The sequence below is a fragment of the Allocoleopsis sp. genome, assembly GCF_036703385.1.
Classification (GTDB): Bacteria; Cyanobacteriota; Cyanobacteriia; order Cyanobacteriales; family Coleofasciculaceae; genus Allocoleopsis.
Map to the genome: position 1 here is coordinate 1 of NZ_DATNPA010000062.1, position 14,677 is coordinate 14,677.

11 protein-coding genes and 1 pseudogene are annotated in these 14,677 nt (G+C 46.2%); 1 reads left to right on the forward strand and 11 read right to left on the reverse strand.

Going from position 1 to position 14,677, the window contains the following annotated elements; translation table 11 throughout:
* Positions 1-330: permease (locus V6C93_RS03360; RefSeq protein ID WP_333475232.1), on the reverse strand; the 330-nt coding region annotated here is incomplete at its 3' end.
* A 770-nt stretch (positions 331-1,100) separates the two neighbouring features.
* Here V6C93_RS03360 and V6C93_RS03365 point away from each other — a divergent pair.
* Positions 1,101-2,435, forward strand: coding sequence for a sensor histidine kinase (locus tag V6C93_RS03365; RefSeq protein WP_333475233.1), 1,335 nt, complete (start codon positions 1,101-1,103; stop codon positions 2,433-2,435).
* A 79-nt stretch (positions 2,436-2,514) separates the two neighbouring features.
* On the opposite strand, the gene V6C93_RS03370 is transcribed toward V6C93_RS03365, so the two are convergent.
* The 10 genes and pseudogenes from V6C93_RS03370 to V6C93_RS03410 form a co-directional block, all read right to left on the reverse strand.
* Positions 2,515-3,582 carry an LOG family protein gene (locus V6C93_RS03370; protein ID WP_333475234.1) on the reverse strand — a complete coding sequence of 356 codons (1,068 nt, stop codon included), beginning with the start codon at positions 3,580-3,582 and terminating at the stop codon, positions 2,515-2,517.
* A gap of 613 nt (positions 3,583-4,195) precedes the next feature.
* Positions 4,196-4,519, reverse strand: a complete 324-nt coding sequence (gene trxA, locus V6C93_RS03375) for a thioredoxin (RefSeq protein WP_333475235.1) — start codon at positions 4,517-4,519, stop codon at positions 4,196-4,198.
* 391 nt (positions 4,520-4,910) lie between these two features.
* Complete coding sequence (locus tag V6C93_RS03380) at positions 4,911-6,074, reverse strand: GuaB3 family IMP dehydrogenase-related protein (protein WP_333475242.1); 1,164 nt, start codon at positions 6,072-6,074, stop codon at positions 4,911-4,913.
* A 30-nt stretch (positions 6,075-6,104) separates the two neighbouring features.
* Entirely contained in the window at positions 6,105-6,266 is a 162-nt protein-coding gene (locus V6C93_RS03385; RefSeq protein ID WP_333475236.1) for a hypothetical protein, read from the reverse strand.
* A gap of 59 nt (positions 6,267-6,325) precedes the next feature.
* Positions 6,326-6,478: pseudogene (locus tag V6C93_RS38070) on the reverse strand (Uma2 family endonuclease); the annotation flags it as partial.
* A 44-nt stretch (positions 6,479-6,522) separates the two neighbouring features.
* Positions 6,523-7,062 (reverse strand): Uma2 family endonuclease, encoded by a 540-nt coding sequence (locus V6C93_RS03390; RefSeq protein ID WP_333475237.1) that lies wholly within the window; start codon positions 7,060-7,062, stop codon positions 6,523-6,525.
* Positions 7,063-7,322: 260 nt separating this feature from the next.
* Positions 7,323-10,238 carry a hypothetical protein gene (locus tag V6C93_RS03395; RefSeq protein WP_333475238.1) on the reverse strand — a complete coding sequence of 972 codons (2,916 nt, stop codon included), beginning with the start codon at positions 10,236-10,238 and terminating at the stop codon, positions 7,323-7,325.
* A gap of 217 nt (positions 10,239-10,455) precedes the next feature.
* On the reverse strand, positions 10,456-12,576 hold the full coding sequence (locus tag V6C93_RS03400; RefSeq protein ID WP_333475239.1) for a WD40 repeat domain-containing protein: 2,121 nt from the start codon (positions 12,574-12,576) through the stop codon (positions 10,456-10,458).
* Positions 12,577-12,581: 5 nt separating this feature from the next.
* Positions 12,582-13,640: a c-type heme family protein gene (locus V6C93_RS03405; RefSeq protein ID WP_333475240.1), complete on the reverse strand. Its 1,059-nt coding sequence runs from the start codon at positions 13,638-13,640 to the stop codon at positions 12,582-12,584.
* A 19-nt stretch (positions 13,641-13,659) separates the two neighbouring features.
* Positions 13,660-14,677 (reverse strand): DUF4159 domain-containing protein (locus tag V6C93_RS03410; protein ID WP_333475241.1); only part of this gene is annotated, 1,018 nt, incomplete at its 5' end.

Sequence of the window (14,677 nt, forward strand, 5' to 3'; positions counted from 1 at the left end):
AAAGGCGACATAGGTTGAAACAATAACAATCGGATTAATAGTGGGTGATGCCAGCAAAAACCCAAGCGCTACGGGAGTGGGTGCACCTTGAAGCAACAGACGCCTCGCCACTGGCACATTGCCACACTCACACACTGGGAAGACAAGACCCCCAAAACTGCCCACAATCGCTCCTAGCAATGGGTTTCGAGGCAAAGCTGCCATCAACTTGCGCTCATCCTCGACCAAAAATAGCAGTAAGCTAGAGAGCAAAACTCCTAGGAGCAAGAAAGGAATAGCCTCGACCAGCAAACTCAAGAATAGAGTAAAGGCGTTGTTCAACTGATTCATGCGTTCGGCTTATCTGATGGTATTTTTCCCTGGATGAAGGCAAGCTTCGCCATTTTATCGAAAAAGAATATTACTCTTAATTCAATTAATGCACTCCCTGACACGGATAAATTGAGAAAAGTTGCAACATCATAGCTGAACGTCATTATCTAGAATCAATACTCCGAGAACTATCACTATACGATTTTCAAGTTGAATGTTCTCATCCGGTTCAGGCAGTTGCTTAAACCTTCCACGACAATCCGTGCTGCCAAGAGTCATTGTCACAGAGCAGAATCAGTTTGTGGGACTGTACAACGGCATTTAGGGTAGGTGATCATACCAAGCTGTTCATGAGCGATTGCGCTCGTGAAGGCGACAAGAAACACTAGGAGGTAGAATTCCCTTAGCGTCAGGGTTTCAGAAAGTGTTTCTTAGAAGTTGCATTCATACGTAGCAGATTCATTTTCTTCGTGTCTCCGTGTCCCCGCGTCTGGGCGTCTGTCTCAACTACTATTTGAAACTTAGAAGCTCAGTTCCAGCTCTTGGCTTCTATAAAGTTTCTTTTTCATTTTTGTATATTTTTTATTTTTTATTAAGACAAAAACGTTCTCATTAAGGATAACCAAAATTTAACCTATAGTTAGTAACTTTATAGGTTATAACGAGTTAAGTTGTTGAAGATGCTCTATTAAATTGGAGCTTGCTTTAATCATCAAAATTGCATATTAAATTAAAGATAAAAAATTGTTGAATCTTATATAGATGATGTCAATCTAGTGGATTTTCTTATGGTTGCCTTAAAGGAGCCCTACACGAAGTTACCAGTCTCTCCCCAACCCAAAAGTTACAATCTTCGTCTGGAGTCAACACTGCAAGACCTCTCACTCTACGATTGTCAAGTTGAATGTTCTCATCCAGGTAAAGAAGTTGCTCAGATCTTTCACGAGAATCCGTTGCTGCCCGGAGTCATTCTCACAGAACAGAGTCAGCTTGTTGGCATGATCTCACGGCGTCGCTTTTTAGAACAGATGAGCCGTCCCTATGGACTGGAACTGTTCTTGAAGCGTCCTCTCCATTCGTTGTATCGTTTTGCCAGTGCAGAAGTTTTGAAACTCCAAGGCGAAATGCCGATTGTGGAAGCCGCTCGCCGTTCGTTACAACGCCCTGCTGAAATGCTCAACGAACCCATTGTAGTTGAATTGGCAGTGGGAACATACCGCTTACTGGATGTGCATCAGTTATTAGTGGCTCAGTCACACATTCATGAGTTAACAACCCAACTGCTAAATGAACAAACTCAAGCTCAGCTCATTCAAACTGAAAAAATGGCAAGTTTGGGACAAATGCTAGCCAGTATTGCCCATGAGATAAAAAATCCGGTTGGCTGCATTACCTGTAATTTTGAATTTCTTTCTAACTACTGTGAGAGGCTTCTAGCAGTTTTGTCAGCCTATGAAAGTGAGATAACCGACATATCGCATAGTCTAGCTGAGCTAAAACAAGACTCTGATATTGATTTTATCCTGGAAGATTTACCCAAAATTTTGAACAGTATGGGAGCGGGGTCAGAGCGACTCACAAAAATTGTAGGAGGCTTGCAATACTTCTCCCATTTGAGTGAAACAAAGCGTCAGTTAGCAGATATTCATGAATGTATTGAGAATACTTTAATTATTTTAAATAATCGAATTAACAAGTCGAGTGTTAAAATTATTAGAAATTATGAAGATATTCCGTTAGTTAATTGTTACTCAGGTCAGCTGAGTCAAGTGTTCATGAATCTCATCAGCAATGCCATTGATGCCCTCACGGATAAGCGATCTGAGCAAGGTACTGATGTGATGATATGGCAACCTCAGGTTGAGATTCACACCGAAATTGTGGAAAGGACAGATACTGAGTGGCTGTCAGTAAGAATTGCTGATAATGGTTCTGGGATGCCCCCCGAAATTCAACAGCGGATTTTTGAAATGTTCTTCACCACTAAGCCAGTGGGCAAGGGAACTGGCTTAGGTTTAACGATTAGCCATCAGATCGTTACACAAAAACATAGGGGAGAATTACTATTACATTCTCAGCCTGAGCTGGGTACAGAATTTCAGATTCTACTGCCATTAGATTAGTGGGTAAAGCGGGCAGGTCGGAAGTTGGCAAGAAGTTGACGCATTGTTACCTTCAACATTCAACCTTCTAACCTTCAACCTATTTAAGTTCTGGATGACTCGCTTCTGGAGAAGAAGCCCCCATCTTGCTAATGGTGGCGAGTAACTGGTATAAACGCCCGAAGTCTCGTTGGTTGAAGTAAAAGACTAAGCGAGGTAGATCAGCCGTTTCATCGGGTAATTCTTGAGGTAAAGCCTTACTTTTTTGAATCCGTCCCTTAACCAAGATGTCGCTAAAATTCTCATTGAGCTGTTCAACTTGGTCATCCGATAGCTCGGATTTGAGGCGAATGACAAATAGATCGCCCACATAGCGGCTGGAGTGATAGAGTCGGTAGAAGCTATCGATCGCCTCGTAAGCCACATTTAAATCATCGGTGACAGTATAAAGACCACAATCTTCAGGACTGATTAACCTCCTTTGGATTAAATGCTTGCGAACATAAGCATCCCAGTCTTGCCAGTAGCCTCCACCGGGTTTATCGATTAACACTACAGGGATTGGCCCGGAGCGCCCAGTTTGGCAAAGGGTTAAACACTCAAAGGCTTCATCCTGGGTACCAAAGCCACCTGGAAATAGACCAATCGCATCACTTTCCCTCAGAAAGAAGAGCTTGCGTGTAAAGAAATACTTGTAATTAATCAGTTTGGGGTCGCCTTGAATAATAGGATTCGCTCCTTGCTCGAACGGCAGGTGAATATTCAGTCCAAAAGACATTTCCGGACCCGCGCCTTCATGCCCTGCTTCCATAATGCCACCCCCAGCACCGGTCATCACCATAAATCCCTGCTGCGCTAAATAACGGGCAAACTCAGCTGCCAGCTTATATTCTGGGGTATCGTGAGCTATGCGGGCGGAACCGAAGATTGTAACTTTCCGAACATGCCTGTAGGGATAAAAAACTTGAAACGCTCGCTCCATATCCTGAATGGAAGCGGTTAAGATTTTCCAGTCTAAGCGATCAATCTCCTCCCCAGCCAAACGAACTATCAGGGATAGCGCCCGTTGAATCCATTTTCCATGTTTTAGATGGGGCAGTTTCTCTACCAGTGCCGTTAATTGCGTTTGAAGTGACTTAATGGCAGGGTCAGAAGGAGATTGAGTCATAACTTCATTAACCTACGGCACTCTATTGTATCGAGATTCTCAAGAGCCTGGGAACCTCCTGTAGTATGGAATACTAAATCCCCCTTGATAAATTCTTGTCTTGTTGCATAAATAGAAATCTTGTAGGGTGGGCATCTTGCCCGCCCTGTAGGAGTGTACAGGCGTACAGTTTGATTGGCCTAGCGCAAAACCTACGGCATGGCAAACAGTCGTTGCTAAGCAAGGTGCATCTATAAAAGCTAGCCTGTAATCTAGAAGAATGCGATGACTAGAAATGTTGAGATCGCTGGTGCTGTATCGCGCCCCACTGGGCTAAGGGCTTTTCCAAAAAGTTCGAGTTACCTCATTTTGTGTAACCAACGACACTACAAACCACTGGTTACGGGCGAGCTGTATGCTCACCCGACCTGAGATAGCGGGATATTTTTTTGCGTAAGTCCCTCAAACAGAACTGAGCGTCACCCTAATTCGTAATTAGGAATACTTGCTACACGAGAAGCAAGCTACGTACTTCGTAATTAAAGAATGATCGTCGCTCCCGACCTAAGGAATATCAATCATGTTCAGGTAGGGTTAAATTTCCATCTGAACATCAATTACGAATTACGAATTTTTAGATGTATTTTTCCAAGGTATTCGCCAAAGTGGTCTTGGGAACTGCTCCCACTACCATATCTACGCGCTGACCTCCCTTGAAAATCATTAAGGTTGGGATGCTGCGTATACCGTACTGGCTGGCGACATTGGGATTCTCGTCTGTGTTGAGCTTAACGACCTTGACTTTGCCTTCGTACTGCTGCGCAATTTCATCCACGACAGGCGCAACCATTCGGCAGGGCCCGCACCAGGGAGCCCAAAAATCAACTAAGACGGGAATGTCACTTTCAAGTACGTCTTGCTTAAAGCTGGCGTCTGTAACTTGTAAGGCTGCTGACATGCCTGGAAATCCTTGCGTGTACTTTGTTCTATGTATCTATGGAATTCTACCACAGCAAAAACACCAGTAATATATCGAAAACGGTATATATTTAGACATAAATCTCAAGAACAGCCTTTGATGATTTTTAGAAACCATGCCAGACTCTTACCCAAAAAGGAACCGCCCGAACGTAGTCGGGCGGAGTGTGGTGTGAGGAGTGAACGGAAACATGCGTCTCCGCTCTCTCTATTGTAAGCGACAGCAATAGTTTTTCTAGGGCTCCTCAAGGGATACCGGAAATTTTTAACGATCGGCGTAAGCCTTAGGGTGATTGACTTTTTTAAACCATGACGTCATAAGCCACAGTGAGCAAGCTTCCGAGACAGGAAGCTATTGGCCTGTACGCCAACTATTTACCCATTCCTAACTGCTGAGCTTTCTGGTATACTTTACCCTCAGTCAGCAGAGAGGGGGCAATCACGACTTCAACTTGCTGCATTTCCTTCAGATTTTTGGCTCCTAAGGTACCCATGCTCGTTTTTAGGGCTCCCAAAAGGTTATGGGTGCCGTCATCGAGTTGAGCGGGTCCCACAAGAATTTGCTCTAAAGTACCCGTGCTACCCACTTGGATGCGCGTGCCGCGTGGTAAAACGGGGCTAGGTGTAGCCATTCCCCAATGGAACCCTCGTCCGGGTGCTTCTTGAGCACGGGCAAAAGGCGAACCAATCATCACGCCATCGGCTCCACAGGCAATGCATTTGCAAATGTCACCACCTGTAACTAAACCTCCATCGGCAATCACAGGGACATAATTCCCCGTCTCCTTATAGTAATCGTCACGGGCAGCCGCACAGTCTGCGATCGCAGTGGCCTGAGGGACACCCACACCCAAGACGCCGCGAGAGGTACAAGCTGCACCGGGGCCAATACCTACCAATACAGCTGCTGCACCCGCTTTCATTAAATTAAGGGTCACGTCATAAGTCACGCAATTCCCCAAAACCACCGGCATCGGCATCTCTTGGCAGAACTGAGCCAAATCGAGAGGGGTGATTGATTCAGGCGAAAGGTGAGCGGTTGAAACAACCGTTGCCTGAACAAAGAGTAAATCAGCACCGGCTTTACCTACAATCTCACCATATTTCATCGCACCCGCAGGCGTCGCACTCACTGCTGCAATGCCGCCTTGCTCTTTGATTTCCCGAATTCGCTGGGTAATCAGTTCCGGCTTAATTGGCTCAGCATAAAGTTCCTGCATGAGGGTGACAAACTCCGTCTTTCCCACTGAAGCAATGCGTTCTAGGATTGGCAACGGGTCAGCATAACGAGTTTGAATGCCCTCTAAATTGAGAACACCCAGCGCCCCAAGCTGGGACAACATAACTGCCATGCGGACATCTACTACCCCATCCATTGCACTAGCGATAATGGGGATTTCCCGTTCAATACCGCCAATGCGCCAGCGAGTATCCGCCAAACTGGGGTCTAGGGTTCTAGTCCCCGGACACAGAGCAATTTCATCAATTCCGTAGGCTCGGCGAGCACTCTTACCCCGCCCAATTTGAATATCCACAGCTTCTAAGGTTCCCAAAACCGCTTTGTGTTAGCCTACCAAATTGCAGGGAGGATTGGCTGAGGGTTTGCTGAACAGCTCTACTACATTACCGTCCCACCGCGATCGCAAACCCCCATCAATACCGCATCCTACCCAACCAAATTTCAGCAACCCCTTCGAGAAAAGAGCGAGAACTTTTGCGATCGCCAATACTTTCCTTACTGTCCCAATACCTCATTAATATTAATTTTCACATCAGGAAAAGCCAATATCGATGCAGCGTGTCTTCTGCCAATGGGTGACATCTCAACTATCTCGCCTCTTATTAGTTCTACCCGGTCATTCTCAGATAGAATACCCGAATCAACCATTTTGTGGTATTGTTCAACTGTGAATTTACGTCTTAGTAATTGTACAGACATTGCTATCTCCAATTATGCTTAACTTGTAAATTATTTCCTTATTTTTAAGCAAACAAATCGTCTATTGGTACACTAAAACCTTTTAAAACTTTTTGCGTACTAACCACTTGACCCGATTTAAACATCAAACCTTGATTTTCAGTAATAACCATCACCCATCGACTCTCAGGAAATACCAACCAAACTTCTTCACCCCCAGATTCTAAATATTCCTGCGCTTTTAGCAACACATCTTCAGCGATATCTGTAGGTGAAACAATCTCAGCACATAAGGGAAAACTCTGGGGCAAAGTAGCAGAATTCCCAAACTGTGCTACCAATTCAGGCGTAAGATAAGCGACATCAGGAGAGCGTCCTTGTTTATTAGTACGGCAAGGCACATCGGTGTAAACTTTTCCACCTTGTCCGCTGGACTCTTTGTAATTCTCCCAATAACGACCCAGCCTTAACTGAAGTTCACCGTGCCTGAGTGTCATGCCATTTTTCTCTATGAGTTGTCCATCCACCCATTCCATCCTGTCGGGAGGACTTGCCACAAAATCGTCTAATGAAAATTTGTCTTTAGCAAGAGTTGACGTTAGCATTTTTGTTTCCTCATCCTCTCTCAATTATTCCCCTATTTTCAGAGAGCTTGAAAGTCTACTTTCATTCTTGGTTGTGAGCTGAAGGCTCATGGTCATCTCTTGCATAAATCCTGAAATGCCCCCTAAATCCCCCAATTTTGGGGGACTTTGAGATTCCGATTCCCGTAAAGTTTGTAGGGTGGGTTAGGCGTTAGCCGTAACCCACCACAGCCTCTAATCAGAATGCATTACGCAACGTCGTTTAAATGCTACTGCCAACATCAATCAAAGCGAGGCGGGAGTTCAGAGGGGGAGAGGGTATCCGGATCGGAGGGTGACGGCGAACCGTTTGGAGAAAGTGAGGGTGACGCGGTAGGAGATGGTGATGGCGAACCCTCTGGGGAGGAGGGTGGAGTACCTCCAGGGGAGGCTGAGGGCGAACTGCCTGGTGACGCAGCAGGTGAAGTGCCTCCAGCATTGGGTGATTCGGAGGGAACAGATAACCCTGGAGGAGGGGGGAGTACGAGAGGTGTTGCGGGAAGCGTGGGGAGTCCTGAAGGGCGCGTGGGTATTTTTTGAGACGGTGCTGATGGTGTGGCAGACGGTTCCGGTTTGGGGGGAATCAGTGTTTCAAATGTAACCGAGCGGCTGAATTCCTGACCCGTCCCATTGGTGACTTTTAGTGTTACGGTTTCACTAGAAGGTTGCTGACTTAAGGGATATGCGATCGCACCCACAGGCGGAACCGTTCCAGGCGCAGGCAGAATCTCAACTTTCATATCTTTCCCTCCCTCTACTTGCCAGGTTAAAACGAGGGGTCTGATTGGTTTTTCTGGATTAATCGGAACTAAATATTTACCGGCTGCCTCCTTGCCATTTACTTTGAAAGCGACAATTTTAATCGGTACGATATTCGGTAGAATTTTAATCGTATCTGTTTTGGTTGAGATTGGCTTTTCTCCCTCTCCTTTTTTGGGTATGGCTATCAGTTCAAAAATATAATCACCGGGTTTACGAATTCCTGTCGGTAGATTTTTACAAATTAGTTCCTGGGGCAGTTTACAAAATTCTTGTAGTTCCTTGGGAATTCCTTGGCTGAAGTTAAAAGGTCGCAATCCACTTACGGCTGAGCCATCTGGTAATCGAGCAATAAGTCTTAATTCTTTGAGTTGTTCCGGGTTGTTAATCTTCCAATTCAGAAGAATCATATCCCCACCTGGAGAATTAACTCCGGGCTTCTGGGTGGGTCCAGAAGCAGCGCCCTTACTGCTAACACTGGCCTCTTGATAAATGGGTTTTGTTGAAAAAAATTCGCTAATTTTTGGGGATGCAACCGATTGAATTTTAACTGTATTGGTTTTTACAGAATCGACAGGTGCGTCTTTTTTTCGCTTAGAAAATACTTTAAGTTCAAATACATAATTTCCCGGTTGCCGTGCTTCCGTTCGGACATGTTTGCAAATTAGCACGGCCCGGATGATGCAAAATTCTTTGAGTTGGTTGGGAACACCTTTGCTGAAATCGTAAGTGACAGGTTGCACAGGAGCTGACCCATCCGGTGACTGACCCGTTAATGCGATCGCCTGAATTTGTCGGGGGTTACGAATTTGCCAATTGAGCTGAACAAAATCACCCTCTGCTTCTTGGTAAGCTGGGTTATCTGAGGAGAACTCCACAATCTTGGGAGGAGCAGGGGGTCGAAAAAACAGCCACCAAATCAGAAATGCGATCGCCGCCAGCATCCCCACCCCAGCTAACAACACCAGCAGAAACTGCCACCAAGGACGGGGTTCCCACAGCAAAGCGCCTTGGGGTAAATCGTTCGGCACAGGCAGCAACTTTGGGTCTTCGAGTTCGACCCCAAAGTGGATCAGTCTGCCACCCCCATAGATCGGACGACGCCACCACTGGGTCGGTTCTACCTCTAGGGCAACAATCCCCACCGTTCCTGGCAGTATTAGTACCTCAACCGGCTCCAAGGTATAAGTACACAGGTTGTCTTCATCAAAACTAATCGTGCGGACGATAATGTTTCGCTCCGTATTCCCCGCATTCGTTAACCGGACTTCAAATAGTCCAGCCGACCGTTTCACCTGACCCAAGAGCGTGCGAAGCTCAACTGTAATCAGGTAAACCGGGAGAACCTGGAGGTAGATGACATCCAGCAGCACTGCATCCAGATGGTTGGCAGATTGTAAGCGGAGGGTAGCAAAGTAATTCCCCGCTAACGCATTGAGTGGCGGGTGCAACAGCAGCACAATTTCGCCCTTAGCACCGGGGTTGAGGTCTAACCCATCACTCGCCGTCACTAAACCCGGTAACTGTAAGCCTTCGGGATAGCGTACCGTAAACCAACTTTCCTGCAAATCCGAACAACTTAGCCAAAAACGGTCTACCCGGTCAGAGCGGTTATCTACTAAAACCGTAACTTGTAGCGGTTGTCCCGGTTGGACGACAAGGGGTGCAACAGAACTCGTCGCGGGGATAACCGTAAACGTGGGGTCGCTAACCGTTACCGCATCCTCAATCGCCGACAAAACTTGGAGGCGCTGGGAGTAACGAATCGGAGTATCTTCCGGATAATGCTGCGGCGCATCTACGACAAGCTGGTAGTGAAAAGTCCCCGGTAACGTTTGCGGTGGTACCTGAAACTGAAACACCACCTCACTCGTGGATTTGGAGCTTAACGCCAGCCGCTCAAAAGGCGAATCACACCACTGACGCAGCATCTGCGACACTTCATCTATATAGATGTCGATTAAGGCACTCTGATTCCCCTTATTACTGACAGTGACACACAGCTCAAAGGTTGACCCAGCGATGACGGCATAATCTCCCGATGGATTAGGGATAACCGCAAGAGGTTTACCCGGCGCTAACGCTTGCTGAATGGTTTGAGGTAACTGCTTGATGCCTTCTTTAGAAGCAAGGCGAATTCGGTAGAGTGTCTCACCATCTACTTCTATTTCCTGGACATAGCCCTGCTCCATCAAATCGTACAGTGCGATCGCAGCATCTCCCTCATCCTGCTCCGTATTCGCCGCGACATCGTGCAACGCGCAGTCTCCCTGACGCATCATCCATTGCACAACCCGCCGTTGAGCATCAGGCAACATGAGGATATCGGCCATGCTCAGACCTTTATCCTCTTGGCGTTCTGTCCCTATAGAACCGAAATCTGGCGTTTTCCTCGCCATCGCTGTCACTCCTGGCTTCTGTGGTAATTCGCGAACCGCTTCACGAGTGCTCCTATCGGGCAATCGCTCCGCTTGAGAGAGAATTCTCTATATTCCGTCACCTTCCCTGCTCAACAGGCAAAAAACCAACCCCTCTTTTTCTCTTCCTATTTCTTCCTCTCCTCCTCTGCGTTCTCTGTGCCTCTGTGGTTAGTTAAAACCAAACTTCCCACCCCATCTACCGACAACCTGTATTACTCTTTTCCTCACGACGCAACCTCACCCCATGATCATCACTGCCACTCACCACGAGAATATCTTCCCCCCGTAAAATCAGATTCACATCATTAATTTTTGTCGGAAACTGATCCAGTTTTCTGCCATTTAAGAATTTAAGGTCGCGTTTACCATCCCTCGTCAAAGGCCAAAGCATCTCTCGTCCATCATCCCCAGCACTGGCTAAGTAGCAACCATCTTTGCTAAGGTTCACAGAACGCACGGGTTTACCACCATGACCAGTTGACCATTCATCTAGAATTTCACACTTAGTATCCTTTGCTAAACATTGCCGCATATCCCAGAGAGTGATGTTTCCCTGATTATCAGCCGTTGCCATCAAATTTGGCTGATCGGCAGCGACGGCAAGACTCTGGATATAACTATTTTGGTCGCCTTGCCGATAGGGGACGCGGCGGATTTGGTTGGACTTAATATCCCACACGACTAATCGGTTGTACCGTCCGCCAATCGCTAAATTGGTTCCGCCTGTACCCACTACCGCCAAATCATAGACAGCAAAGTCAGATTTGAGCTTAGCGAGAGGTTTTTTGCGATCGCTCAAAGAATTTGAGGGGTCACCTTCCAAGTCCCACGCCAAGATTAAACCACTACCGTGACTGCTAAATAGGTAGCGCGAGTCTTTCGTAAACTCCAAATCTAAGACTCGGTCATCTCTCTCATTAAAGAAGAACTCTAACGGTTCCTTCCGATTCCCCAACACATCCCACAGTTGAATCTCCCCATTCTCCAATCCGGCGGCGATGATGTCGTTGTTCACCGGTTTAAAACGCACGACACGCACCGCTTTACCCGTCCGTGCAAACACTCCCATCGGTTTTAGCCGATTCCCTTGAACACTCCAACGGCGGATGGTTTGATCAGAAGAACCACTAATCACGCGATCGGCTAATCCATTGAAGCGCACAGAGGTAACCGCCGCCGTGTGTCCCTCAAACGGTCGAAACAATAGAAATAATAGCAGGAGTAGCAGCAGTCCTCCCAGGATTTGCAACCCAAAGGGGATAATGGGCAGGACGCGTAATTCCAGAGTTTGGGTATCATTGCGTAAATCTAACCGCCGATCTGACAAAATAGCGGTGACTTCCAACAGCAGTTTTTCTCGGATACCCCACCGATGACGCACTTTATTGACTAACAAAACAGCTGTGCTCGTCTCACCGGGACGAAGTTCCGTCTCTGGCGGAATTACCTCTAATTTACATTTCTGCCAATCCTTACCCTGAATTTGCACACTGGCAGAGGAGCATAAATTACTAGCATTCTCAAATTGGAGTTCATAAGCTACCGGTTCTGTGCGACGCCTGAAGCGCTTGCTCCCCTTGGCTGGGATAGTCTGCTGCTGAGGGGTACAACTAAAATCCAGATAGCCTGTCGGCAGAACCTCAAGGGTTCCTTGGTCGCGAACCACAGTTCCTTTGTGATGGGTTGCCTCAATGGTAAACGGGTATATGTTACAGGGAGATAGAGCGATCGCATCTGGAGGTTGACAGGCAAAGATTACCTCAGTTTGTTCGCCTGGGTCTAATTGCAACCGTTGTTCGGCACCCTTAAGCAACCAAGATGGTTCCACCCCCAAAAAACTGAGTAAGACATCCGCCGTCTGTTGATTGGGGTTCAGCAGACGGACAGGGATTTCCACCTGTGCTCCGGGTTCCGCCTGAAATTTTCGCACCGGCAGGTCAATTTTTAGCGGTTTCGATCCTGTACCCTCTTGCACATAAAGACGCAGGACTTGCCGTTCCTCATCCCGGAGTTCTAGGGAGAAAACCCGCACGGTGAGGTTCATCATGCCAGCAAAGCCGGGTACGGGTGTATCGGTAATCGTTACCAGGAATTTGGTACTATCTCCTGGGGGTTTTTTGGAACTGACTTCCGGGGAGAGGGTGTACCAGCGAAAATTCGGAGCAGAATCCGTGCCAGCCGCTACGACTTCTAATTGAAATGAAGCAAAGCGATCGCTATCATTATCAACGGTCACTTCAAAGGTCGCAGGTGGGCCACCGGGTCTGAATTTCAGCACCTGCGCGGAGACTTTAATACTGATGGGATTATCTGCCATTTTGATCAACTAGAGCTTTTAGTTTTGCTTCTAATCGTTTTGGATTTTTCCTGCAAAGATTTAAGGTAAGCCATTTCACTGGTTCTCGCTTGTGTACGAGCCTGAGTTTGGTCGCTTTTATTCCGGATTTGTTGTAATTGTTGAGCCAAGCTTTGTTCGCGGACATAAATGGAATGAGCCATCTGCTGGAAGAGCCGTGCTAATTGACCTAATTCGTCAGACTTTTTAGCCACTTTTTCCAGACTATCCAAATCGACCTCTTCATTTTCTTCCATCATGAATTGCTCATTGCTAATTTTCTGGGCTAATCTTGCCATCGGTCGAATTGGGTGAATCACAGCCTGCTTCAGCAAATAATTAATTAGCAAAATTACCAGGGCAAAAATTCCGATAAAAATGCCCATAACTAACGATAAATTATGACGGGCGACGGCAAAAATTTCTTCAGAAGGAACATAAATTGTTTGGCTACCCAAAACTTTATTCAATTCCCAACCAAAACCATGTTCGGAGCCATAAGTTGCGAGTTGGCTTTTAGGTGCAGCTTCGGGTGTACTATGACAGCGTAAGCAACTCTGTTTTTTAATAGTAATCGGTTGAGCATAATAAAATACTTCTTCTCCCGATCGATTTCTAAATCCCGATACATCTTTTAGTTTTGGGTCTTCCCGAAATTGCTTGACAAGGTCTACCTCAAATTCATCGACATAATCCCGTAAATTGGTAGGATTCAGTACAGCATCTTTGTAAAAATAATTTTTATAAGCTGAATCTTTTCGGAGAATTTCAAAGACTTCCCTCACCGAGTAACTGGGAATGGCTTGAGGAATAAATTTGGGAGCTGTTTCTACCCTGGGTGCTACGAGAGGATTGATTTCAGTGTTGGTATAGGCTCTCACAGAGTTCATGATTGCCATGATAATCTTACCTTTATACGCCACATCCGCTTCAGCATTTTGCAGGGTTGTTTGTGATAAAGTTGCTCCACTAATGACAATAGCACTGATAAATACCAGGGAGAGAAGTACTGTAAATTTTGGAGCGAGTTTAAGATTAGTCAACATAAAAATCTAGCCGTCTTATTTACTCCAATTTGTCATAGATGTTCTTCAATCCTCTCTGCTTCTTAGGTGGAGGAGAAGATTCTCGACGAATAGTTTGACTTTCCATCTGTAGCGCCTGCATCATTTGCCTGCGACGCCAAGCAAAATGCAGGATATTAATCCCCATTTCTTGAGCGGTTCGGATGGTTTCTCGTGGGAGAGCAAGTTCTTCATCTAATCCCCAAGCCAAGGATAAATTCCCAATCGCAAAGATGATTCCACCCCCCATTAAGATTTGCGTTGGTTGTTCTTCAATGGTAGGAAGCGCTGAAAATAGAAAGGGTTGTGTCCGTAAGGGATGGTTTCGGTTTAAGCGTTCCAGAGATTCTAAAGACATTCCTAGCCTTTGGGCGAAATCTTTCAATAATAGAGAGACATGGTCAATTTTCTCATCCAGCTCAGTTTTGACGCTGGCGAGTTCAGTCTTTAACTCCTGGCGAAGGGTTGACAATTCAGCATCTTCTGGGGTGTTTGGGTTGAGTTCTAAATTAGCGATCGCTTTTTGTAACTCTTGCTTAACAGCCGTGAGTTCTTTAATATTGCTGCCCTCCGTAGGCGCTTCCACGAACAGAGTCCCACCGACTTCTAAATACTGTCTTAATACCTCCCATTGGCGCTCTTTCAGTAATTGAAGTTGTTGATAATTTAAGAACAGTAAGTCGTAATTTGAGAGTTTGGCTCTTTCTCCCTTGTCCTCTGGTTGCAATGTAACCTGTCCTACATCTAAATCTCCCTCTAAAGCTGGGTAAAGTGCGGCAACCGACTGAAGCAGATAGGAAAGATTCGATAAACTTTTTTCATCAGCGCGAGATGTTGGGTTAATTTGGGCAATACTCACAACTCCTTGGGCACGCGATCGCGCTTGGGTGCGATAACGTAAATCTAGGGAGTTAGAGGCAGGAAAAAAGACATCGGTTGGATTTTGTAAGGGTGGTGATTCCACACCTGCCACAGCACCCGGTTCTAAAAGAATTCGGCACAATTCCACTTCTAATTCA